At 64.0% G+C, this 23,116-nt stretch carries 21 protein-coding genes; 12 read left to right on the forward strand and 9 right to left on the reverse strand.

Features of this window, described 5'->3' with window-relative positions; genetic code table 11:
* Positions 1–16 precede the first annotated feature (16 nt).
* Together Q7V31_RS01490 and Q7V31_RS01495 are read left to right on the forward strand one after the other, a co-directional pair.
* Entirely contained in the window at positions 17–958 is a 942-nt protein-coding gene (locus tag Q7V31_RS01490; protein WP_304732016.1) for a transcriptional regulator GcvA, read from the forward strand.
* A gap of 50 nt (positions 959–1,008) precedes the next feature.
* Positions 1,009–1,605 carry an arsinothricin resistance N-acetyltransferase ArsN1 family B gene (locus Q7V31_RS01495; protein WP_304732020.1) on the forward strand — a complete coding sequence of 199 codons (597 nt, stop codon included), beginning with the start codon at positions 1,009–1,011 and terminating at the stop codon, positions 1,603–1,605.
* Between the two features lie 44 nt (positions 1,606–1,649).
* Here the strand turns inward: Q7V31_RS01495 and dinD are convergent, their stop codons facing one another.
* Both dinD and Q7V31_RS01505 read right to left on the reverse strand, forming a co-directional pair.
* A complete protein-coding gene (dinD, locus tag Q7V31_RS01500; RefSeq protein WP_304732021.1) occupies positions 1,650–2,576 on the reverse strand; it encodes a DNA damage-inducible protein D in 927 nt (308 codons plus the stop codon).
* 84 nt (positions 2,577–2,660) lie between these two features.
* The gene (locus Q7V31_RS01505; RefSeq protein ID WP_304732023.1) at positions 2,661–4,688 is read right to left on the reverse strand and encodes a thioredoxin domain-containing protein; all 2,028 of its coding nucleotides are present in this window, start codon (positions 4,686–4,688) and stop codon (positions 2,661–2,663) included.
* Between the two features lie 94 nt (positions 4,689–4,782).
* Between Q7V31_RS01505 and Q7V31_RS01510 the strand changes: the two genes are divergently transcribed.
* The 6 genes from Q7V31_RS01510 (at position 4,783) to Q7V31_RS01535 (ending at position 11,379) form a co-directional block, all read left to right on the forward strand.
* Entirely contained in the window at positions 4,783–5,067 is a 285-nt protein-coding gene (locus Q7V31_RS01510) for a DUF6489 family protein (RefSeq protein ID WP_304732025.1), read from the forward strand.
* A 26-nt stretch (positions 5,068–5,093) separates the two neighbouring features.
* Entirely contained in the window at positions 5,094–6,386 is a 1,293-nt protein-coding gene (gene mnmE, locus Q7V31_RS01515) for a tRNA uridine-5-carboxymethylaminomethyl(34) synthesis GTPase MnmE (protein WP_304732027.1), read from the forward strand.
* A gap of 365 nt (positions 6,387–6,751) precedes the next feature.
* Positions 6,752–8,605, forward strand: a complete 1,854-nt coding sequence (gene mnmG / locus Q7V31_RS01520) for a tRNA uridine-5-carboxymethylaminomethyl(34) synthesis enzyme MnmG (protein WP_304732029.1) — start codon at positions 6,752–6,754, stop codon at positions 8,603–8,605.
* Between the two features lie 78 nt (positions 8,606–8,683).
* On the forward strand, positions 8,684–9,289 hold the full coding sequence (rsmG, locus tag Q7V31_RS01525; RefSeq protein ID WP_304732031.1) for a 16S rRNA (guanine(527)-N(7))-methyltransferase RsmG: 606 nt from the start codon (positions 8,684–8,686) through the stop codon (positions 9,287–9,289).
* Entirely contained in the window at positions 9,273–10,235 is a 963-nt protein-coding gene (locus Q7V31_RS01530) for a ParA family protein (RefSeq protein ID WP_304732033.1), read from the forward strand. The genes rsmG and Q7V31_RS01530 overlap by 17 nt, the downstream gene beginning before the upstream one ends.
* 229 nt (positions 10,236–10,464) lie before the next feature.
* Positions 10,465–11,379 (forward strand): ParB/RepB/Spo0J family partition protein, encoded by a 915-nt coding sequence (locus Q7V31_RS01535; protein WP_304732034.1) that lies wholly within the window; start codon positions 10,465–10,467, stop codon positions 11,377–11,379.
* A 263-nt stretch (positions 11,380–11,642) separates the two neighbouring features.
* Here Q7V31_RS01535 and holA read toward each other — a convergent pair whose 3' ends face one another.
* Genes holA through Q7V31_RS01555 form a run of 4 tightly spaced genes read right to left on the reverse strand, consistent with a single transcriptional unit; the run spans position 11,643 to position 16,455 of the window.
* Positions 11,643–12,686, reverse strand: coding sequence for a DNA polymerase III subunit delta (gene holA / locus Q7V31_RS01540; RefSeq protein WP_304732036.1), 1,044 nt, complete (start codon positions 12,684–12,686; stop codon positions 11,643–11,645).
* A gap of 19 nt (positions 12,687–12,705) precedes the next feature.
* On the reverse strand, positions 12,706–13,239 hold the full coding sequence (locus tag Q7V31_RS01545) for a hypothetical protein (RefSeq protein ID WP_304732038.1): 534 nt from the start codon (positions 13,237–13,239) through the stop codon (positions 12,706–12,708).
* Entirely contained in the window at positions 13,226–15,859 is a 2,634-nt protein-coding gene (leuS, locus tag Q7V31_RS01550; protein WP_304732040.1) for a leucine--tRNA ligase, read from the reverse strand. Before leuS ends, Q7V31_RS01545 begins: the two co-directional genes overlap by 14 nt.
* Positions 15,860–15,891: 32 nt before the next feature.
* Positions 15,892–16,455, reverse strand: coding sequence for a DUF3576 domain-containing protein (locus Q7V31_RS01555; protein WP_304732042.1), 564 nt, complete (start codon positions 16,453–16,455; stop codon positions 15,892–15,894).
* A 580-nt stretch (positions 16,456–17,035) separates the two neighbouring features.
* On the opposite strand from Q7V31_RS01555, the gene Q7V31_RS01560 reads away from it, so the two are divergent.
* The 3 genes from Q7V31_RS01560 to Q7V31_RS01570 all read left to right on the forward strand — a co-directional run bounded on the left by Q7V31_RS01560 (position 17,036) and on the right by Q7V31_RS01570 (position 20,127).
* The gene (locus tag Q7V31_RS01560; protein ID WP_304732044.1) at positions 17,036–18,241 is read left to right on the forward strand and encodes a porin; all 1,206 of its coding nucleotides are present in this window, start codon (positions 17,036–17,038) and stop codon (positions 18,239–18,241) included.
* A 137-nt stretch (positions 18,242–18,378) separates the two neighbouring features.
* Positions 18,379–19,260 carry a sulfotransferase domain-containing protein gene (locus tag Q7V31_RS01565; protein ID WP_304732045.1) on the forward strand — a complete coding sequence of 294 codons (882 nt, stop codon included), beginning with the start codon at positions 18,379–18,381 and terminating at the stop codon, positions 19,258–19,260.
* A 27-nt stretch (positions 19,261–19,287) separates the two neighbouring features.
* Positions 19,288–20,127 carry a sulfotransferase domain-containing protein gene (locus Q7V31_RS01570; protein WP_304732047.1) on the forward strand — a complete coding sequence of 280 codons (840 nt, stop codon included), beginning with the start codon at positions 19,288–19,290 and terminating at the stop codon, positions 20,125–20,127.
* Here the strand turns inward: Q7V31_RS01570 and Q7V31_RS01575 are convergent.
* Positions 20,118–20,750, reverse strand: a complete 633-nt coding sequence (locus tag Q7V31_RS01575) for a thiamine phosphate synthase (protein WP_304732049.1) — start codon at positions 20,748–20,750, stop codon at positions 20,118–20,120. The genes Q7V31_RS01570 and Q7V31_RS01575 overlap by 10 nt on opposite strands.
* Positions 20,751–20,800: 50 nt before the next feature.
* Here Q7V31_RS01575 and Q7V31_RS01580 point away from each other — a divergent pair, with 50 nt between their 5' ends.
* Positions 20,801–21,487: a YggS family pyridoxal phosphate-dependent enzyme gene (locus Q7V31_RS01580; protein WP_370690617.1), complete on the forward strand. Its 687-nt coding sequence runs from the start codon at positions 20,801–20,803 to the stop codon at positions 21,485–21,487.
* Here Q7V31_RS01580 and Q7V31_RS01585 read toward each other — a convergent pair.
* Positions 21,484–22,029: a L,D-transpeptidase gene (locus Q7V31_RS01585; RefSeq protein ID WP_304732053.1), complete on the reverse strand. Its 546-nt coding sequence runs from the start codon at positions 22,027–22,029 to the stop codon at positions 21,484–21,486. The genes Q7V31_RS01580 and Q7V31_RS01585 overlap by 4 nt on opposite strands.
* Positions 22,030–22,074: 45 nt before the next feature.
* Positions 22,075–22,800 (reverse strand): hypothetical protein, encoded by a 726-nt coding sequence (locus Q7V31_RS01590; RefSeq protein ID WP_304732055.1) that lies wholly within the window; start codon positions 22,798–22,800, stop codon positions 22,075–22,077.
* Between the last annotated feature and the right edge of the window lie 316 nt (positions 22,801–23,116).

Raw genomic sequence — 23,116 nt, forward strand, 5'->3', positions numbered from 1 at the left:
TTAGAAAAACTAACATATGTCCAGCCGCCGCCTGCCTTCGCTGAAAGCCCTGCGCGCCTTCGAGGCGGCCGCCCGGCATGGCAGTTTTTCGCGCGCCGCCGACGAACTCGGCGTCACCCATGCGGCGGTCAGCCATCAGATCCGGGCCTTGGAAGAAGAGCTCGGCGCCGCCTTGTTTCACCGCACCGGCCGTGCCGTCGAACTGACCGAGCGCGGGGCACGGCTGCTGCCGGTGCTGACCGCCGCTTTCGACCAGATGGCCGAGGGCTGGGCGCAGGCGGGTGCCCGCGACAGCGCCGCGCTGACGGTGTCGGTCGAGCCCTCCTTCGCGGCGCGCTGGCTGGTGCTGCGTCTCGGCAAGTTCCATCGCGCCCATCCCGAGATCGAGCTCCGGCTGCTGCCATCTTCCGACGTCGTCGATTTCGAGCGCGAGGATGTCGATATCGGCGTGCGCTACGGGCTGGGCGGCTGGCCCGATGCGATCGCCGAAAAACTCTTCGAGGCGACCGTCTATCCGGTCTGCGCACCGTCGCTGCTCGATCCGAAAAAGCCGATCCGCAAACCGGAAGACCTCAGGAACTATCCGCTGCTGCATGAGGAGACGATGCAGCACTGGCTCTCATGGCTCGAAGGGGCGGGCGTTCGGAACCCGCGCTGGGCGGCCAGGGGTCCGCTTTTCATCGAGGCCTCGCTGGCGCTGCAGGCAGCGGCCGGCGGGCAGGGCGTGGCGCTCGCCAATGACACGCTGGCGATGGCCGATCTCGCCGAGGGGCGGCTGATCCGCCTGTTCGAATTCGAAATGCCGGACGAGGAAGCCTATTGGCTGGTCTATCCCGAACGCAGCGCCGCAAAGCCAAAGGTGCAGGCCTTCCGCAACTGGATCCGCGAAGAGGCCGGGTTGCCGGCAACGGCGATGAGCGGCGTCACGCCGCGCGGGCGGGGACGCGTTCAGCGGTGAGCCGCGCCACGCGGCACGGGATATACTGGTCGCCGGCAAGGGAGAACCCGATGAGCGCTGCAAAGGAAACGGCCGTCACTTCCATCCGCACCGCGACGCGCGACGACGCCGCCGCGATCGCCAATATCTATGCGCCCTATGTCGAGGACACCGTGATCTCCTTCGAGGCCGTCGCGCCGGACGCCGTGCAGATGGCGGAGCGGATCGCCAACACGCTGCCCGGCCTCCCCTGGCTCGTCCACGAGGCCGAAGGCCACGTGACCGGTTATGCCTATGCGAGCCCGCATCGCGCGCGCGCCGCCTATCGCTGGTCGGTCGATGCCGGCATCTATCTCGGCCGCGAGGCGCATCGGCAGGGCATCGGCACGGCGCTTTACGCGGTGCTCTTCGCGGCGCTGCGGGCGCAGGGCTATCACCGCGTTTATGGCGGCATCACGCTGCCCAATGCGGCCAGTATCGGCCTGCATGAAGCACAGGGCTTCAAGCCGATCGGCATCTATCCGGAAGTCGGTTTCAAGTTCGGTGCCTGGCGCGATGTCGGCTGGTGGGGTCTCGATCTGGCGCCGTCGAGCCAGGTGCCGGCCGAGCCGCTGCCCTTCACGCCCGTCATTCTCGACGGTGCCCGGCGCGTGGCCGCCGGGCTTTGACGGCTCAGGCGGACGCGGATGAGTTCCGCGGTGAGCGCAGCCCGCTATTTTATCTTTTTAACGGGGCGATCTAGCGCCTTTTTTTGTCGACGTTCGACCTTTGTAATGTCCTCGGCGGGTGGCAAATTTTCGGGCATTGTGCCGCCGATGTCTCGGATCGTATCGCGCACTTTCTTGCCGACGTCGTAGTGAGCGGCGTTGGCCGCTTCCTTTCCCCGAATTTTGTCTCGCCGAAGTTTTTCCTCAGTTTGAGTTGCGCGAAACAGGTTGGCGGCAAGTTCTGTGCTGCCCATGTGATCCAGAATATTTTGCTTGGCTCTAAGCCCCTTTTTCCGCTGGATACCAGGACGGTCCAAGCCTCCATATAGCCCTTTGTATCCAAAGGTCTGGAATATCGCGAAATCAATGGGCTGTATCACCCCGGCCCCCTTGGCTGCGCTGGCCAGGTTTTTATTGTGTTCCTTAATCTCGTCCCTCAGAAGGAGGCGCTTTTGCTCCTCGGAAAGGGGCATGTATTGGGCGGCATCGTCGTCTGCAATCTCCTGCCGGCGAGTCTGGATGGCAAAGTAAGTCTGCGCAAAGGCAACGGGCCGCTTTCGAGCGTCGCCATTTTGAGCGACCAGGTAGCAGGCGTACCTTGTGAGCCGAATATCCTCAATTTCTCGCTCAGCGCCTGAGCCGATCGAGACCATTTTCCTGACGTCGGCAAAATGGTTTTCGACCTTCTGACCGGTCCCGAGACATGCGGATTTGGCCTTCTGGATGACTTCGAGAAAATTGTCCCATTTGCTGTATTCGAGAAGCTCTTGAAGGTCGCGAGCGTCCCAAAACTCAACGCCGTCGTCATCCGCTTGGGCCGCATTTTCGAAGCTGCTAATAAGCCGTTCGATAGGGCCATCGCCCATCTTTCCCAGGGCGCTCTCGAAGGCCGTATTTGCGAGCCTCTTCGAACCAGGTTTGTCGTCTGTCATCTGGCTGTGTTCCTGAAGGAGATTCGGAACGATTGTAGAACATTTGTCGCGGTGAGTCTTCCGTGGCGCCGTAGGACCGAGGCCTTATCCCGCCCGCACCCGCCGCAGCTCCGCCTCAAGCGCATCCGCTTCCGTCAGCGGCAGCGAGCAGGTTTCGCCGGCACAGACATAAGCCGTGGGTTGTCCGTCGAGTTTCCCTTTGCCGCGCGCCGGATGGCCGTCGGGCAGGGCGGCGCCATCCACCACCCGCATCAGCACGCGATTGGGCAGCGAGACGCTGAAAGCGGCGCGGGCGAGGGGGGCCGTCTCTTCATGCGTTCCCACCAGCACGATCTGCACCGGCCGGAGCCGCGTCTCGAAGCTGGCAATGTAAGTGCCGAGTGGAAAGATGTTCTGCTGCAGCTCGCCGGCAAAGGCGCGGATGATCTCGTCGGCGCGGGTCATGTAGGCGGGCTTGCCGGTCATGAGCGCCAGCCTCGCCAGCACGCCGGGCATTGTGCCGTTGGCGGCCGGCGTCGCATCGTCGGCAACCGTCCGTCTACGGACGATCAAGGCCGGGGCGTCGTCGGCGGTGAAGAAATAGCCGCCATTCGTCTCGTCGCGGTAATGGGCGTCGAGTTCGGCGACAAGGCTTTCGGCTGCCTCGATATAGGTTCCGTCGCCGGTCGCTTCGTTGAGCGCCAATGCTGCCGCCGCCATATTGGCCAGATCGTCGGCCATGGCGATATGCTGCAAGCGGCCCTCGCGCCAGGCATGGTGCAGGCGTCCATCGATACGCATCGTCTCGATCACGAAGCGGAAAGCGGACGCCGCCATCGCCACCCAGTCGGCCTCGCCGAAGGCGGCGCCGGCGCGCGCCAGGGCGGCGATCGCCATGCCGTTCCAGTCGGCCAGCACCTTGTCGTCGAAGCCCGGATGGACGCGCAGGTCGCGCTCGACAAAGGCGCGTGCCTTCAACGGCTCGAGTGCGGCTTCTTCTTCGGCCGTCAGCGGCAGATCCGCGCGCGCCAGCCGATTGAGAATATTGGTCTCCTCCCAATTGCCCTCGGCCGAGACATTGTAGGCCGCCTTGAAGAGGTCGGCTTCCGCTGGCGTGAACAGATTGTCGATCTCGGCTTCCGACCAGACATAGAACTTGCCCTCGACGCCCTCGCTGTCGGCATCAAGCGACGCCGCCATCCCGCCACCTTCGACAACCATCTCGCGCGCGATCCATTCGATGGTCTCGCGGACGCGGCGCGCGTAAAGCGGCTTGCGCGTTTCCTGCCAGACCATGGTCAGCAATTCGATCAGCAGCGCATTGTCGTAGAGCATCTTTTCGAAATGCGGCGCCAGCCAGAATTCGTCGACCGAGTAGCGCGCATAGCCGCCGCCCAGATGATCGTAGATGCCGCCTTCCGACATATGGTCGAGGGCGCGCGTCACCGCTTGCGAGAAATCGGCGCGGCCGGTTTTCAGATGCGCGCGCCAGAGCAGCGTCAGGATCGGCACTTGCGGAAATTTCGGCGCGCCCTTTATGCCGCCATTCTCGCCATCCATCATCGGCAGCAGTTTTTCGGCGACGATCAGCGGCACCTCGTCGGTCGGCTCGCCCGGCCGTGCGGTCGCCGATTGTTCGGCGAGTGCCGCCACCAGCGCCTTGCGGTTCTTGTCGATCTTTTCCGGTTCCTCGCGGAAGAGGCGCGCCACTTCCTCCAGCACATGGACGAAACCCGGCCGTCCGTAATTCGGCTCCTTCGGAAAATAGGTACCGCCCCAGAAGGGTTCGCCGTCCGGCGTCAGGAACATGGTCAGCGGCCAGCCGCCCTGCTGGCCGAGCAGATGCAGCGCCGACATGTAGATCGCGTCGATATCGGGGCGTTCCTCGCGGTCGACCTTGATGTTGACGAAATGCGCATTCATCACCGCCGCCACGCCCGCATCCTCGAAGCTTTCATGCGCCATCACATGGCACCAGTGACAGGCCGCATAGCCGACCGAGAGCAGGATCGGCTTGCCGGTCGCACGCGCCGCTTCGAGCGCCGCCTCGCCCCAGGGATGCCAGTGCACCGGATTGTCCTTGTGCTGCAGCAGATAGGGACTTGTCTCGTCTTTCAGGAAATTGCGTGACATCGGGCCTTCCGGGCGATTGACTCGAGGAGATGAACTGATTTGTTGCGGCAATGTGGGGCATAAGAACCGCCCCGTCGAGAAAGAGATCAAGGCAATGAAAGTCACGATCGATGTCGAACTGACGCCGGTGGAAGCACGGCGCCTGATGGGCCTGCCGGATCTCGAGCCGATGCAGCAGCGCCTGATCGCCGAGCTCGAGAAACGCATGGCCTCCAACATGTCCTATATCGATCCCGAGCAGATCGTGAAGGCGATCATGCCGGTCGGTGCGCAGGGGCTCGAACAGTTCCAGAGCCTCTTGTGGGGGATGGCGCAATCGGCGATGGGCGGGGCGAAGAAGCCTTCGTCGAAAAAAGACGGCACGAAGAAAGAATCCTAGAGCCGCAAGCAACGGATCGATTCGGATTGGAAACGATTTACGCCCTGTCGACAGCGCCGGGCCGCGCCGGCGTTGCCGTGTTGCGCGTCTCGGGAGCGCATGCGGTGCCTGCGCTTGAAGCGCTGACGGGGGCGGGCGTGCCGCCGCCGCGCGCCGCGAGTTTGCGCCGTTTCATCGATCCCGAAACGCAAGCACCGATCGATCGGGGTCTGGCGATCTTCTTTCCGGCGCCGGCCAGTTTCACCGGCGAGGATGTCGTCGAGCTGCATCTGCATGGCGGCCGCGCGGTCGTTGCCGGTGTTCTTGCGGCGCTGGCGCGCCTGCCGGGCCTGCGTGCCGCCGCGCCCGGCGAGTTCACCCGCCGCGCCTTCGAGAACGGCAAGCTCGATCTGACCGAGGTCGAAGGCCTTGCCGATCTGATCGAGGCCGAGACCGAAGCGCAGCGCCTGCAGGCGCTCCGGCAGATGGAAGGCGCGCTCGGCAAACTTTATGAGGGCTGGCGGGCGCGGCTGCTGCGGGCGCTGGCTTACGCCGAGGCCGAGATTGATTTTCCCGACGAGGAAGTACCGGGCGACCTGATCGCCAAACTGGGCCCCGAAATCGCGCGGCTCCAGTCCGAAATCGGGGCGCATCTCGACGATGGAAGACGCGGCGAGCTTTTGCGCGACGGTATCGAGGTGGCAATCGTTGGACCGCCCAATGTCGGCAAGTCGAGCCTGTTGAACCGGCTGGCGGGGCGTGAGGCCGCCATCGTTGCCGATGAGGCCGGCACGACGCGCGATGTTCTCGAAGTGCGGCTCGATATTGGCGGGGTACCGGTGACGCTGGCCGACACGGCGGGGCTGCGCGAGGCCATCGGCACGGTCGAGCGGGAAGGGGTCAGGCGGGCGTTGGCGCGTGCCGAGAAGGCCGATCTGCGGCTTGTCGTCGCCGCGCCCGATGCCGGCGATTTCGCGCTGGCCCGGGCGGGCGACATCAAGGTGCTCAACAAGATCGATCTCGGCGCCGAGCCGCCGCCCGGCGTCATTGGTGTTTCGGCCGCTACCGGTGCCGGCCTCGAGGCGCTTGAAGCAGCGCTCAAGGCGCGCGTCGGTTCGGCTTTCGAGGCGAGCGAACATCCCGTCATCACGCGGGCCCGCCACCGCGAGGGTCTGGCCGAATGTGCCGCGGCGCTGGCTCGGGCCGGGCAGGGCAGCGACGCTGATCTTGTCGCCGAGGATCTCCGCCTCGCCGCCCGCGCCCTCGGCCGCATCACCGGCCGCGTCGATGTCGAGGAATTGCTCGACGTGATCTTTCGAGACTTCTGCATCGGGAAGTGAGGAAGACCCCTCACCCTTCCGCGGGCTGACGCCCGCTCCCTCCCTCTCCCCGGAGGGGAGAGGGACAAGGGCGTCGATCTCGTAAATTCCCTCTCCCCATCGGGGAGAGGGAAGGGGCCCGCTGATGCGGCGAAGCCGCGTCAGTGGGAAGGGTGAGGGGGAGCCGCACTCCCCTGTTTCACGTGAAACATGAAGAACGCCCGAATCCGATTCCTTCTCAAAGACTTGTGCGCGACTCTTCATCCAGCCAGCGGCAGGTCATCGAAAAGTTTGACGGCCGGCGCGCCAGCGACTAAAGCTCTGACGCGTGGGCGCTCGAATCCGTTCTTACGGCCGCAAGTACTTCTCTTTCGTCAGGACTTTCGATGCAGAGCTTCGACGTCATTGTGATCGGCGGCGGCCATGCCGGCTGCGAGGCAGCCTCGGCGGCGGCGCGCGCCGGGGCGCGCACGGCGCTTGTCACCCACAAGATCGCGACCATCGGCGAGATGTCCTGCAACCCGGCCATTGGCGGTCTGGGCAAGGGTCATCTGGTGCGCGAGGTCGATGCGCTGGATGGGCTGATGGGTCGCGTTGCCGATGCCGCCGGCATCCAGTTCCGGCTGCTCAATCGCCGCAAGGGACCGGCAGTTCGGGGCCCGCGCGCTCAAGCCGATCGCCGCCTCTATCGCGAGGCGATGCAGGATGCGATTCTGAATCATTCCAACCTGACCGTGATCGAAGCCGGGGTCGGCGATCTGCTGGTTGAAGATGGCGCGGTTGCCGGTGTCGTTACCGAGGATGGCCGCAGCTTCCGGGCGGGCAGGGTTGTGCTGACCACCGGCACCTTTCTCAGGGGCATGATCCATCTGGGGACCACGCGCATCCCGGCCGGGCGGGTGGGGGAGGCGCCGGCGCTGGGTCTGTCCGAGCGTCTCTACAGCCTTGGCTTCCAGCTTGGCCGGTTGAAGACCGGGACGCCGCCGCGGCTCGACGGCTCGACCATCGACTGGGGCGCGCTTGAGGTTCAGCCCGGCGACACGCCGCCGGTTCCGTTCTCCTTCCTGACCCGCGCGATCACGACGCCGCAGGTCAATTGCCACATCACCCGGACCACCGAAGCCGGGCACCGGATCATCGAGGACAATCTCCGGTTCTCACCGGTCTATTCGGGCCAGATCGAAGGTGTCGGTCCGCGCTACTGCCCCTCGATCGAGGACAAGGTGGTGCGCTTCCGCGAACGCGACAGCCACCAGATTTTCCTCGAACCGGAAGGCCTCGACGACGACACGATCTATCCGAACGGGATTTCGACGGCGCTGCCCGAAGAGGTCCAGCTGGCCTTTCTGAAGACCATTCCCGGGCTCGAGCATGTGGTCATGCGGCGGGCCGGCTACGCCATTGAATACGACTATATCGATCCGCGCGAGCTCAGGGCCACGCTCGAGACTAGGCGCCTGCCGGGGCTTTATTTGGCCGGGCAGATCAATGGCACCACCGGCTATGAGGAAGCGGCGGCGCAAGGCCTGATGGCCGGCCTCAATGCGGCGCTTTCGGCGGGCGGTTCGGCGCCTCTCGTCCTCGACCGCTCGCAGGCCTATATCGGCGTCATGATCGACGATCTGATCACCCGCGGCGTCAGCGAGCCCTATCGGATGTTCACTTCGCGGGCCGAATACCGGCTGACGCTCCGGGCCGACAATGCCGACCGGCGGCTGACCGGGCTTGGGATTTCGGCCGGCATTGTCGGGACGGCGCGGGCCGAGGTCTTCTCGGCCAAGCAGAGGGCGCTGGATGCGGCGCGGCTGCTCTGCGAGGCGGCGCGTCTCAGCCCCAGTGCCCTGGTCAAAAAGGGGCTCAGGATCAACCAGGATGGGGTCTCCCGTTCGGCCATGGAGCTTCTGGCCTATCCGGAGATCGACATGGACGTGTTGGCCGGCATCTGGCCGGAGATCGGCGGCTTCGATCCGGACGTCACCGAGCAGCTTCAGATCGAGGCGCAATATGCAGGCTATCTAGACCGGCAGGAATCCGACATCCGGGCCTTTCGCAAGGATGAGGGGCTGCGCCTGCCCGCCGGGATCGATTATGCCGGTATCATGGGCCTGTCGATCGAGGTGCGTCAGAAGCTTGCCGCCGCCCGCCCGGCGACGCTCGGACAGGCCGCCAGGGTCGACGGGGTAACGCCTGCAGCGCTGACCACGTTAATGATTCACGTGAAACAAAAGCGCAGTGCTTGAGGGGCATGACCCGGTATGTCCCAACATATAGTGTCTGACGGGTCGCAAGTCATTGATGCGGAATCCTTTTCCGCCGCCATGCATGTTTCACGTGAAACAATCGAGGGTCTGGTGCTCTACGAGACCCTGCTGCGGAAGTGGCAGAAATCGATCAATCTGGTCTCTTCGGCGACGCTTTCCGGGCTCTGGCGCCGGCATATGCTCGATTCCGCCCAGTTGGTGGCATTGGCCCCCGAAAATCCCCGGATTTGGGCCGATCTTGGCAGCGGCGGCGGTTTTCCGGGGCTGGTTGTCGCGATTATGCTAAAAGATATACGCGATTTCACCATGCATCTGGTTGAAAGCGACCAGCGGAAATGCGTCTTTCTGCGCGAAGTGGCGCGGGAGACCGGGGCGCCGGTTGAGGTTCACAACCGGCGCATTGAGGATTTTGCCATCGAAAGCGGGCTGAAGCCCGATATTGTCTCGGCCCGGGCGCTGGCGCCGCTCGACAAGCTCTTGTCCTGGGCCGCGCCGCTTTTCGGACCGCAGACAATCGGCCTGTTTCTGAAGGGGCAGGGGCTTGAAGCCGAATTGACGGAGGCGCGTAAAGGGTGGATATTTGACGCCGAGATTTCCCCCAGCCAGTCGGACCCTTCCGGTTTGGTGTTGAAGCTGCGAGGCCTCTATGGACCAGCCGGATAACACCGCGAGAGACAACCGCCCGATCGACAAGGCGTTAAGCGCTGCTGTCGGCAATGAAACACCGCGCCCGGCAAGCACGACCTCGGGACTACTTGCTCCGTCCACGGATCGCCCGCGCATTCTGGTGGTCGCCAATCAGAAGGGCGGTGTAGGTAAAACGACGACCGCCATCAATCTCGGCACCGCGCTTGCCGCCGTCGGCGAGCGTGTGCTGATTGTCGATCTCGATCCGCAAGGCAATGCCAGCACCGGCCTCGGCATTGGCCGCGCCGAACGCAAGGTGTCGGCCTATGATGTGCTGATCGGTGCGGCGCTGATCGAAGATGCAGTTGTCCCGACCCAGGTGCCGGGCCTCGATATTGTTCCGTCCACGATGGATCTGCTTGGCGCCGAGCTGGAGCTTGCTTCGGTGCCGCGCCGCTCGCACCGTCTGCGCGATGCGCTGGCGCGGATGCCGCGTCATGGTAAAAAGCGCGAAATCAGCGAAGCCGAAGCGCAGATAACGATGCGGCCCTATTCATATCTGCTGATCGACTGCCCGCCATCGCTCAATCTTCTGACCATCAATGCGATGACGGCGGCCGACGCCATTCTGGTGCCGCTGCAGTGCGAGTTCTTCGCGCTGGAAGGTTTGAGTCAGTTGCTGCGCACGGTCGAACGCGTCAAGACCAGCCTCAATCCGCGCCTCGAGATCCAGGGCATCGTGCTGACCATGTTCGACCAGCGCAACAAGCTGTCCGACCAGGTTGCAACCGATGTGCGCACGCATCTCGGCGACAAGGTTTATCGCACCGTCATTCCGCGCAATGTGCGCATCTCGGAAGCACCTTCCTATGGCAAGCCGGCGCTGGTCTATGACCATCGCTGTGCCGGCAGCAAGGCCTATATGAAGCTTGCCGCCGAAATGATTCAGCGCGAACGGGCGATCCGGCGCAGCGCCGCGTGAGCTTCGCGTATTAACTTAATCCGTGGTCTGAAGACTCTTAACAGAATCTTCTAACCGATTGTAACGATTGAAAATGTGGCCCTACCCGGTAGTGATGCCGGCGGGCGGGGTTCCGGAAAGCGAATCTTTCCGCGGATTTGGGGCGAGGCCCGGCCGGTAGGGCCGGTGCTACCGGCAAAGCAGGATGGCGCGCGCGAAGCGGCGGCGCGGGCAAGAGGGAAAAGGAAGAATGACGATGGCGGATGAAACCCCGAGCCGTCTTGGCCGCGGTCTGGCGGCGCTGATCGGCGACGATACGGCCTTTGCCCTGGGCGATCGCGACGCACAGGCGCCGCGCGGCGTCCGCGAGGTGCCGATCGAATTCCTGCGCGCCAATCCGTTTCAGCCGCGCCATGTCTTCAAGACCGAGGCGCTGAACGATCTGGCCGCCTCGATCCGCGAAAAGGGAATCCTGCAACCGATCGTCGTGCGTCCGGTCGCCGGCGATCCGAACGCGTTCGAGATCGTCGCCGGCGAGCGCCGCTGGCGCGCCGCGCAGGCCGCCCAGCTCCACCAGGTTCCGGTCATCGTCAAGGAACTGTCGGACGCCGAATCACTTGAAATCGCGATTATCGAAAATGTGCAGCGCGCCGATCTCAACGCGATCGAGGAGGCGGCCGGCTATGACCGTCTGATGCTGCAATTCGAATATACGCAGGAAAAGCTTTCGCAGCTGATCGGCAAGAGCCGCAGCCATGTCGCCAATACGCTGCGTCTGCTGTCGCTGCCCAAGCCCGTCCAGGCGCTGATCGAGGAAGGCCGGCTCACCGCCGGTCATGCGCGCTCGCTGATCGGCCAGGCGCGGGCCGAGGAAATGGCGCAGCAGATCGTCGCCAAGGGCTTGTCGGTGCGCGAGGCCGAAGCGCTGACGCGCAAGGCCGAGACCGCGCCGTCGCCGACACGGCCAAAGGCACTGCCGAAGGCGCAAAAGGATGCCGACACGCTGGCGCTGGAAAAAAACATTTCCGATCAGCTCGGCCTCAAGGTCGAAATCAGCTTTTCGGGCGACAAGGGCGGCGAAGTCAAAATCGCCTACAAGACGCTCGAGCAGCTCGACGAGATCTGCCGGCGGCTGGCCGGCCGCACCGCGCAGAAGATGAATTGATCCGGATACGGATTATCTCCGTCTGACGCGCGTCATGTGTGTCGCCGCGCGCGGCGGCGCCGGGGCCGCGTTATGGCAAGATAGTCAGCGCGATCCACTTATCCCCGTGTGGCCGGGATGCCATCTGCTGTGACTTTCCTGCCGCGGCCGATTCGTCCCGGGCTACGCAAGGCGGGGATAAGTCCGTTTGTGACAGTTTTTTGACAGTTTTGTGACAGAGGGGGGGTTCGCTGCCATTTCCGCTGTCACAATCGCTGTCACAATCAGCGCCGCGCGGGCCGTGCAGCTTGCGCGATTCTGAACAATGTCTGTCCACAGATCGCTTCGGCCGGATTGCCGGTGGTCTTGCACTGGCCCTCGGCCTCGAGCGCCAGCGCCAGCGCGCGGTCGAGCCGGCGGCGGTTCCACATCTGGATCTGTCGCGTCACCACATTCTTGCGGCTGAAATGGACGGGCGGGCGAAAGCCGCGCATCGCGCCGCCAATGTCGCTTCCCGTTTCGACGCGCGCGGCGGCGAGCTGCAATTGCATCATGTGTCGCGACAACGCGTTCAAGATCACGATCGCATTGGTGTCGGCGGCGCGTGCACGCGCCAGCGCGGTGTCGAGATTTTCGAGATCGCCACCCAGGGTGGCGTCGATCACCGCGTCGAGATTGGATGCCGCATTGTCGCCGATGCATTCGCGCGCGTCGGTCAGCGTCACTTCGCGCGTCGCGCCTTTCTCGCCAACGCCCATATAGAGCACCAGCTTTTCAAGTTCGTTCTGCGTCACGCCGCGATCGGAACCGAGATGGGCGAGCAGATAATCGAGTGCTGCCGGATCGGGCCTCAGCCCCGCCGCGCCGAGCCGCGCGCGGATGACATCGCCAAGCGTTGCCGCGTCGTCGGCATAACAGGGCAGGGCGGCGGCGTTCGCCGCCTCTTCGAACAGCAACCGCAAGGACGAACGCGGACCGAGTTCGCCGCCTTCGGCCAGCACCAGCGCGTCGCCGATCGGATTTTCGAGAAACGACGCCACCGTCTTCGATGCGCTATCGCCGATGCCGCGCAGACGCACGACGCGGCGTCCGCCCAGCATCGAGATCGATGCGGCCTCGTCGGCCAACCGCGCCGGATCGCTTTTCAGATCGCTGTCGGAAATTTCGGAAAGCCGGAAGGGATCGGCGAGATCGTCGAGAACGCTCAGCGCCAGCGCTTCGATCCGCTGGCGGACAAGACCCGCATCGGGTCCATAGACCAGCACCGCCACGATCCCGGTCGGCGGCTTTGCCGCAAAACGATCCGCATCCTGTGGCTTGATTTTCAAGGCGTGCTTCGCCTTTCGATCACAGGGTAGCGTCCGCCGCGCGCGGCTGCCGGTTGAAATGGACGCCGAGCTGCAGCTTGATGTCGTCGGCGACGGCGCGGGCCACACGCGCCTGGGCGTCGCGCGCCGCCGTGATGTTGGCGAATTCGGAGGTGACGCGGTTGTAGGAAGTGCGCGAGCGCGCCACCGAGCGCAGCACCGGCTTGCCGGTCGCGGTGTCGACGAGGCGGAAGGGAACGACCAGCACGACATTCTTGCGCGTCACGTCGGCATCGGGCTCGATCGCCACATCCTCTTCGTAAAGCGACGGCGTCATCTCGACCAGGTAGGCCGGATTGGCCGGTGGATTGCCGGATGACGACAGAAGGTCGAGCAGTCCGTATTTCAGCGCCCGGCCGAGATCGGTCTCGGGCGCCCTGACGTCGAGCATCGCCAGTTCGGCGGTGACGCCCGCGCTGTCGCCATGCTCGGCGTAAAGCGGTGTGAAGCCGCAGGCCGGCAGCGCCAGCAGGGCGAGCAGCAGCGCGCCGAGGCGAAGATCAAACCACGACATTGACGATCTTGCCTGGTACGACGATGACCTTGCGAACCGCTTTTCCATCGATCGCCTTCTCCACCTTTTCAAGCGCCAGCGCTGCGCGCTCGACCGTCTCCACGTCCGCGTCCCGGGCGATCGTCAGCTCGTCGCGGCGCTTGCCGTTGACCTGCACGGCAATCGTGACGGAGTCTTCCACGAGGAGGGCCTTGTCGGCAACCGGCCATTCGGTATCGACCGCCGGCGTCTCGTGGCCGAGCGCCGCCCAGCATTCCTCCGCCAGATGCGGCATCATCGGGGCGATCATCAGGACCAGATATTCCAGCGCCTCGCGCTTGGCCCATTTGCCGCCGGCATTGGCCGGGTTGAAGGCGGAAATCGCATTGGCAAGCTCGTAGATCCGTGCCACCGCGCGGTTGAAGCGCAGATTTTCAATGTCGTCGGTCAGCGCCGCCAGCGCCTGATGCGCGACGCGCCGCAGGCCGAGCGCCGCCGCGTCAAGGTCGGCGGGCAGGGCGGTGCCCTTCGGCGCCAGATCGTCCGGCGTGCCGGTGACGAGACGCCAGACCCGTTGGGTGAAGCGCCAGGCGCCCTCGGCGCCGGCATCCGTCCATTGCACGTCGCGCTCGGGCGGGCTGTCCGACAGCATGAACCAGCGTGCGGTGTCGGCGCCGTATTGCGCGATGATGTCTTCCGGGTCGACGGTGTTCTTTTTCGACTTCGACATTTTTTCGATGGCGCCGATGGTCACGGGACCGCCGTCGCTCAGACGCTTTGCGATGCGCGCGCCGCCGACCGTTTCAATGGCAATTTCGGAAGGCGGCACCCACTGGCCGTTCGCATCGCGATAGGTTTCGTGGTTGACCATGCCTTGCGTGAAGAGGCCGGCGAAAGGTTCTTCGACATCGAGATGACCTGTCTTGTGCATGGCGCGGGTGAAGAAGCGCGCATAGAGCAGATGCAGGATCGCGTGTTCGACGCCGCCGAAATACTGGTCGACCGGCAGCCAGCTGTCGGTCGCGGTGCGGTCGGTCGGGGTTACCGCGTTCGGCGCACAGAAGCGCGCGAAGTACCAGGAGCTGTCGACGAAGGTGTCGAATGTATCGGTCTCGCGTCGCGCGGGCTTGCCGCATTTCGGACAATCGACATGCTTCCAGGTCGGATGCCGGTCGAGCGGATTGCCGGGCCTGTCGAAACTTACATCGTCGGGCAACAGCACCGGCAATTGCGCGCGCGGTACCGGCACGGTGCCGCAAGCCTCGCAATGGATGACGGGGATCGGGCAGCCCCAGTAGCGCTGGCGCGAAATGCCCCAGTCGCGCAGGCGATAATTGATCGTGCCTTCACCGAGGCCCATCGCCTCGAGCTTTGCGATGGCGGTGCGTTTTGCCGCCGTCACATCGAGCCCGTTCAGGAAATCCGAATTGATCGCCACGCCGTCGCCGGTAAAGGCATCCGTTCCATGCGCGGCAAGCTCTTCGGCAAAAGCGGCTTGCGCTGCCGCGTCCCTGTCCTTCGGCGCGACGACCGGAATGACCGGCAACTTGTATTTGCGCGCGAAGTCGAGGTCGCGCTGGTCATGCGCCGGGCAGGCGAAGATTGCGCCGGTGCCGTACTCCATCAAGACGAAATTGGCGACATAGACCGGCAGCGTATGTCCGTCGATGAAGGGATGGCGCGCCTTGAGGCCGGTATCGAAGCCCATCTTCTCGGCCGTCTCGATCGCTTCTTCCGAGGTGCCGATCTGGTCGCATTTTTTTATGAAGGCCTGCAACTCGGCATTGTCCGCCGCCAGCTTCTGCGTCAGCGGATGATGCGGCGAGAGCGCGCAGAAGCTGGCGCCGAAAAGCGTGTCGGGACGCGTCGTGAAGATTTCGAGCTTGTAGTCCGGCGCGCCTTCGACGCCGTCGACGGCGAAGAAAACCTTCGCGCCTTCCGAACGGCCGATCCAGTTCCGCTGCATCGTCCGCACTTTTTCCGGCCAGCGGTCGAGTGTGTCGAGGCCGGCCAGCAGGTCGTCGGCGAAATCCGAAATGTTGAGGAACCACTGCGTCAGCTCGCGGCGCTCGACCGGCGCGCCCGAGCGCCAGCCGCAGCCGTCGATCACCTGCTCGTTGGCCAGCACGGTGTTGTCGACCGGATCCCAGTTGACGGTGCTCTTCTTGCGGCTGACGAAACCGGCCGCGAGGAAATCGAGAAACAGCGCCTGCTCCTGACCGTAATATTCAGGATCGCAGGTGGCGAATTCGCGGTCCCAGTCGATCGCGAGGCCGATCGCCTTCAACTGCGTGCGCATCGCGGCGATGTTGTCGTAGGTCCAGCCCTTGGGATGGACGCTCTTTTCCATCGCGGCGTTTTCGGCCGGCATGCCGAAGGCGTCCCAGCCCATCGGATGCAGCACGTTGAAACCGCGGGCACGCTTGTAACGCGCGATCACGTCGCCGATCGTGTAGTTGCGGACATGGCCCATGTGAATGCGCCCCGACGGATAGGGGAACATTTCAAGAACATAATATTTCGGGCGGCCGCTGGCGCCGGCATCGTCACGGGTGCGGAAGGTGCGCTGGTCCTCCCAGACCTTTTGCCATTTCGGCTCGGCTTCGCGCGCGTTGTAACGTTCGTTGGGGCGTGGGGACATGATTGTCGGCCGGTCCGTTCTCATCCGGACCGCTAGCGGCGCTCGGTCGCCTCAATGGTGCTGATGCGGAGCTGGCGCGCGCGCACCAGAATGGCGTTTTCGATCTGCAGCGGCGTGTTGCCGGCAACCGCCGCGTCGATCCATTCGCCCTTGTCGGAGCGAGTCTGGCGGAAAACCGCCACTTTCACGCCGTCGGCCCGCAGGCGGCGATCGAGAATATAGACCGTGACCTTGAAGCGCTCGCCGGGTGTTTTCGGGTCCTGATACCAGTCGGTGATGATGACGCCGCCAAAGGGATCGGCCGAGGTCAGCGGCATGAAGGCGATGGTGTCGAGCGAGGCGCGCCAGAGGAAGCTGTTGACGCCGATGCCCGAGCCTTCAACCGCGTCCTTCGAACTGCCGCCGAAAAGCGTCAGCCCGTCTTCGCCGAAAATCGATTCGCGCTGCTGTTCGCCGGTCGGGTTGTTGGGGCCCTGGCCGGTCGGGCGGCCCGGATAATTCGAGGTCGAGGGACCGCAGGCGGTCAGGCCGAGAATGGCGGCAAACGCCAGCACGGCGGCGGCGCGGGTGGCGCCTTTCGTTCCGGTATAGGTCATCAATTTACGGCAAGCCTCTCGCGTTACGCCTCTCTCACTCATCCGCCTGCCGGTTCTTGCGCCAAGGGCTTGTGGAGAGCAAGTAAATTCGGGTGCCGGGCGCGCCTCGCAGCCGGCGCGCCATGCATCTCTGTCGCGCCTTTATAGCGAGATTAGTGGGGCTCCCGCAATCTCGGTCGTTGTCGCGCTTTGCCGCGCCCGGACTGTTGCTCTCAAAGCACAATCGTGGCTGGTTGCGGCACCGCGCCGGCCGGTGAATTTCGGCCTTCCGCGACTCGAACCCCGATAGCGGGAACCCGCATCGTTGTTGAGTCGCCCAGCCGACCGCACCTGCCTGAAGGCCGGTGCTGGTCACCATTCATTAACCAAAGAAGGCCGATTTGTGCCCTTTCCGCAACATGCGCCGACATTCCTTCGTGATGCGCGCCGGTTCGCTTGACCCGAAGGGGGGATCAACGGATTAATCGGGTCACGCGCTCGGGGGGCAGTTTCAGTCGGCCCGGCGATGAACGCGGCCATGGGGGGTTTTCCGATGGCACGTGCGAATGGAACAGCTTTTAGCTGATACTGCGAGGAACACATGAAAAAGATTCTCCTTGGGACGACCGCTCTCGTCTCGGCCGGCCTGATCGCCGGTCCGGCGCTTGCGAGCGATCCGCTGACCGTCACGGTCGGCGGCACGGTCACCGCCGGCTTCTACGTCATCGACGCCGACAATCTGCCGGGCGCGTTCCCGGCCGTGCCGGCTCCGGGCGACCTCTTCCTGGTCGGCGGCGGCACCTCCTACAACGACACGGCGGTCAAGCTCGTCGCGCGCAACATCGACATCAAGGCTGAAGGCACGCTCGACAACGGCATGGTTGCCGGTGTCATCGCGACGCTTTCGCTCGGCGATGACTGGGTCGTCGGCGGCGGCACCAACGACGCTCGCTTCCGTGAACTCTTCGCCTATCTCGAAGGCGGTTTCGGCCGGTTCGAAATCGGCGGCACGGATGGTTCGGCCTTCAAGATGCACTACACTTCGCCCTGGTTCGTGCCGGGCAACGGTGTTGACAGCCCGAACATTCTGAATGCCAATCAGACCTTCACGGCAGGGTCCGTGACCGCGACCGGTCCGGTGGTAACGACGACGCTGGGTTTTGCGTTCCGTCACTCGACCTTCTCGCTGATGGCGGCCGATGCCAACAAGGTGTCGTACTTCACGCCGCGTTTCGCCGGCTTCCAGCTCGGCCTCTCCTATACGCCGGAGACTTCGCTCAACGGTCCGAACCCGAACGGCCTCGGCCTCAACCCGGCCGGTCTTGTGATCGAGGATGTCCTCGAAGTGGCGCTCAACTATGCCGGTTCCTTCGGCGGCGTCGATGTCGGTGTGTCGGGCTTCTACGTCGAGGGCGATGCGCCGATCGCGGCCTCGAGCCCCGAGGAAATGGGCGTCGGCCTCAACCTCGGTCTGGCTGGCTTCACGCTGGGCGGTGCCTGGTACCAGTCGGAAGACCTGAGCTTCTCGACCGCGATTCCCGCAGCGAGCGCTGTCGAGGAAGAAGTCTGGACCGTGGGTCTGTCCTACGGCACGGGCCCGTGGACGGTGGGTGTCGCCTATCTCCAAGACGAGATTTCGGGCGGCGGCTTCTCGACCAAGATGACGACCATCCAAACCGGTGGCGGCTACAATCTCGGTTCGGGCGTCGATATCGGCCTCGACCTGCAGATGAGCACCGTCGAAATTCCGGGTTTCGCGGATATCGACTCCCAGTCGGCCGGTCTCGTTCTTTCGGTTTCGTTCTGATCGTCTAAAGCGATCATTCGTTCCGAACGGACACAAGATCATCGGAGAGCGGGCTTTCGGGCCCGCTCTCTTTTTTTTGCCGGTGCGGTTTGCTAGAAAACACGGCGTGATCGAATTGCAGGCGGAAGGGAGCTGAAATGGGTGCGCTGATCTGGCTTGCTTCCTATCCGAAATCCGGCAACACTTGGATGCGGAGTTTCCTGCATAATCTGTTCAGGAACGAGCCCGAGCCGATCGATATCAACACGATTAGCGATTTCTGCCTCGGCGAGTCGGCCGGCCCTTGGTATTCGCATCGCGCGGGCAAGCCGACCGAGGAACTGACGCCCGAGGAGGTCCAGCAGCTGCGGCCTATCGTGCATCGCGATTTCACGACGGCTTTTCCCGATTCCGTTTTCGTCAAGACGCATAATTATTTCGGCGAGTGGCACGGCGTTCCGTTGCAGACGATGGATGTGACGGCGGGCGGCATCTATGTGTTGCGCAATCCGCTTGATGTCGCGATCTCCGCCAGTCACCATTTCGGCGAGACGATCGACGAGGCAATTACGCATCTCGCCAACGACCAGACAATAACGGGGGGAACTGAGACGCATGTCTTCGAGGTTCACCGGTCCTGGTCGACCCATGTCAAAAGCTGGACGCAGCATCCAAGCCCGCAATTGCTGGTCATGCGCTACGAAGACCTGCTTCATAAACCTCGAAAGCATTTTAAGCAGGTCGCTAGTTTCCTGGGGCTGAAACCCTCGCCGGAGCGGCTCGAGCGCGCGATCCGTCATTCCTCCTTCAAGGCGCTGAAGGAGCTGGAACAGAAAAAGGGTTTCAGGGAGCGCTCGAAAAAGGCCGAATCGTTCTTCCGCGAAGGCCGTTCGGAGCAGTGGCGCGAGGTGCTGACACCCGAGCAGGTCCGCCGCATCATCGCCGATCACCATGAGCAGATGGCGCGCTTCGGCTATATTCCCGATGATTACAAGGATGCGGTGCCGACGGACAAGGAAACGTCCGATGCGGCGTGCTGAGCGCGAACGGGCCGGGATCTCCGGTTGATGGGCGCGCTTGTCTGGCTCGCATCCTATCCCAAATCCGGCAACACCTGGATGCGCGCCTTTCTCTTCAACCTGTTGCGCGATCTTCCGGAACCGGCCGACATCAACAGGCTCGACACATTCAGCCCGAGCGATTCGGCGCGCGCCTGGTACGAACCTTTTGCGCCGCGCCCGCTGGAGCGGCTCGACATGGCCGAGGTCGCAAAGCTGCGTCCGGCCGGTCACCGGAAGATGACGAGGTTTCTCCCGGATCCAGTTTTCGTCAAGACGCACAACTATCTCGGGCCATGGTTCGGCGTGCCGTTGCACACCGCCGAGGTTACCGCCGGCGCGGTCTACATCGTCCGCAATCCGCTCGATCTTGTTCTTTCGCTCGCCGATCATTTCGGGATGACAGTCGAGGATGCGATCGACTACATCGCAAAGCCCGGCGCCGGGACCAGACTGACCGAGCTCTATGTGCCGCAGATTTATATGTCGTGGTCGACGCATGTCGAGAGCTGGACCGCGCAACCGCGCCGGCAGCTCATTGTTCTCCGGTACGAAGATCTTCTCGCCGAGCCGGTAAAGCAGTTCGAAGCCCTGACCCGGTTTCTGGGTATCGCTGCCGGAGAAGAAAAACTGACGCGCGCGATCCGGAATTCGTCGTTCGGGGTTCTTCGTGCACAAGAAGAAGAGGCCGGCTTCAAGGAGCGATCCGAGAAAGCGTCGATGTTCTTTCGCGACGGCCGCGCGGCGCAGTGGCGCGACAAGCTGACGCCGTCGCAAATCGCGCGGATCGTCCGCGATCATCGAAAGCAAATGGAGCGTTTCGGTTATGTCCCGGCGGACTACGTCTGAAGAAAGCCTGTGCCGGCGACGCCGGCGGCACCGGTGCCCGCAAGGCGCTGGATATGTTCGCTGGTCGTGATGCCGCCCAGCGCATAAGGGGTCATTCCCAGTGTGCGGGCGAGGCGGGCGAGTTTCGCGAATCTGACGACGCCGAGCATGGCCGTGCCGGGATGGCTCGCCGTCGGGAAGACAGGCGAGATCAAAACCGCGACGGCGCCCGCGCGTGCGGCGGCGCGAATGGCGGCTTCCGAATGTGCGGCGGCCGTCACTGCTGCATATCCGTTTCTGTAGGGACGCCCGAGCATGCGTTCCGGCAGATGCAGGCCGCCCGCGCCGAGCCGGCGGGAGAGCTTCGGTTCGCCGGCGATCAGCAGCAGGCAATTCTTCGCCCGCGCCCGCGCCGTCAGCCGCCGCAAATTCGCGGCGGTCGTGCCGGCATCATAGGCCCGCCAGACCAGCGCACATCCGGCCGGCAGCGCGTCGAGCGCCATTTGCGGATCGGACAGACGCGCCGCGTCGGTCATGCCAATCAGCGCGATGCCGCCGCGTGCGCCCGAGAGATACGATACGGCGCGATGCATCGCGTGCGCCTTCGCGCTTCCGCGCCGCTTGCCGTTCGTGTTGCCTGCCACTAGCTTCGCTCCCTTACGACACACATTTTTTGCCGAGCGGCTTCGAGACTATGACAATGACCGGCTCCGACGCCACCTCTCCCGCGGCACGCCTTGCCGCCATTCGCTCGCGTATCGCCGAGGCGGCGCGCGCGGCCGGACGTGCGGCGGGGGATGTCACGCTCGTTGCCGTTTCGAAGACATTTGGCGTGGATGAGATTGTGCCGCTGATCGAGGCGGGTCAGCGCATTTTCGGCGAAAATCGTGTGCAGGAAGCCACCGCCAAATGGCCGGCACTGAAGGCGCGGTTTCCCGATCTCGAACTGCATCTGATCGGGCCCCTGCAGACCAACAAGCTCGACGATGCGCTCGGGCTCTTCGATGCCTTTCATACGCTCGACCGCGAGAAACTGGCGCTGGCGCTGGTCAAGGCGCGCGATCGGGGGCTGCGGCTGCCGCGTCTTTTCGTGCAGGTCAATACGGGCGAGGAGCCGCAAAAGGCCGGTATCGCGCCGGCCGATACCGACGGGTTTCTGGTCCGGTGCCGCGATGACTGGGCGCTTTCCATCGAGGGCTTGATGTGCATTCCACCGCTTGACGAGGAGCCCGCTCTGCATTTTGCGCTGCTCGAGAAACTCGCGCGCCGCAATGGTCTGGCGAAACTCTCGATGGGGATGAGCGGCGATTTCGAAAAGGCCATCGCCTTCGGCGCAACGCATGTGCGCGTCGGCAGCGCGCTGTTCGGTGCGCGCAGCTAGAGGCGGTCGATCCGCATCCGGGTTTGCGATGTGCAGCGCGCCAGCACCTGCAGCATGTCGGCAAGCCGCAAGGCGACGCAGCCCTCGGTTGGCTGCAGGACGCCATTCTTTTCATTCGCCAGATGAAAGAAGATCGCGCTGCCGGCGCTGGGTTGTGGCGGGTCGTCATTGTGGCCGAGCACGACGACGAGGTCGTAGAGATGGTCGTCGCGCCACATGGCTTCGGCGCTGGCCGGGTAAGGCAGGTGGACCGGACGGTTGTAGGCGGGATCGTCCGGCGCGTCGCACCAGCCATCGTCGGCTGCGATCTGGCGTGTTGGCAAGGCGCTTGCCGGCGCGGACAACCGGTCCGGCCGGTATCGCAGATCGCGGAGCGGAAAGAGGCCGATCGGCGTCCCGCCATCGCCTTCGCGTTTGCCGGTCACCAAACCAGCACGTCCCAGCGCGCAGGGAAAATCGAGGTCGCCGAAAATCAGGCGGCCGAGCGAATCACCCGGTCTTGCGGTTACGTCAATATCGAGATTGCCGGAGGAAGGCGCCATCATGATGTCAGGTTAGGCGGTGGCCGTCTATCTGGCCAGAGAGCCTTAACGTACGTGCTTCAGGGCGTCATACTTGTCGAGCGCCTGATTCATCGCGCTCAGAATATCGGCAGGCGCGGCGGCGGTGTCGTCCTCGTCGTCCGCACCTTCCATGTCGAGGCTCATGCGCGGCGCAACGGCGGTCAGTCCTTTTTCGATCGTTTCTGGATTGTCGAACGAACCGATCAAAGCGGCGAACGCCTCCGAACTCAGCTGCGGCATGGTCGAACCACCCCCCACAGGCAATGCGGCGGACTTGTCCGGGACGATTGATGCCGTTTGTCCGGCGGCGGCATCGGCAGGCAGCGCGACCGGCATATTCCGGCCAGCGGGCGCGGCACTCGCAATCTGTGCCGGGGCCTCTCCGGCCGGCGTTTCCGGGTTGAAAAGGGCCGCATAAATCTGGTCGCCGAGGCCCTGCTCGCCCGTGCCGCCGGCGATGGCGAGGCTGGCGACCGAGGCGACAAGGCCGATCGGGCCGCCATAGAGTGCGCCACCGCCAATGCGGGCTTGCGGGCTGATCGCATCGCCGGTCAGGCCGCGATAGATCTCGGACACCACCGGAATGTGCTGGAGCGGGTTCAGCGTGTCGATCAGATCATTGAAGCTCAACTCCACCCCGTCCGGTGCGCGACCCTCGCGGCGCGCGGCACGCAGCTCGGCAAAGGCTGCGGACGCCATGTTGTGCTTGCCGGCTGTAAGCGGCTGGGGATGGGCGAGGGCGTCAATCATACCCGCATCCGACGCAAATGGCGGGCCAAGCTGAAAGGTCCGGAAAGTGGCCATTTCGGCGCCGAGTTCCGCCCGGCCGGCGGGTCCCGACCGGCAGGAATTGCCGACCGGATCTGTCAGGTTCGCGTTGGTTGCCGGGCCGCGCTATGGCAAACTCCGGCCCGCGCCGCCGGTGTCGGGGGCGTTCTGCGTATCGGGAATGACGGGTATGGCGAAAAAACCACCTTTTCCGGGGACGGCCAAACGCCCCCTCTTTAAACCGCAAAGCGGTGGCCGGCCAACCGTCGGCCTGCCACCGTCGGCCTTTGGCGGATCC

The organism is Parvibaculum sp. (assembly GCF_030651915.1).
GTDB lineage: Bacteria > Pseudomonadota > Alphaproteobacteria > Parvibaculales > Parvibaculaceae > Parvibaculum.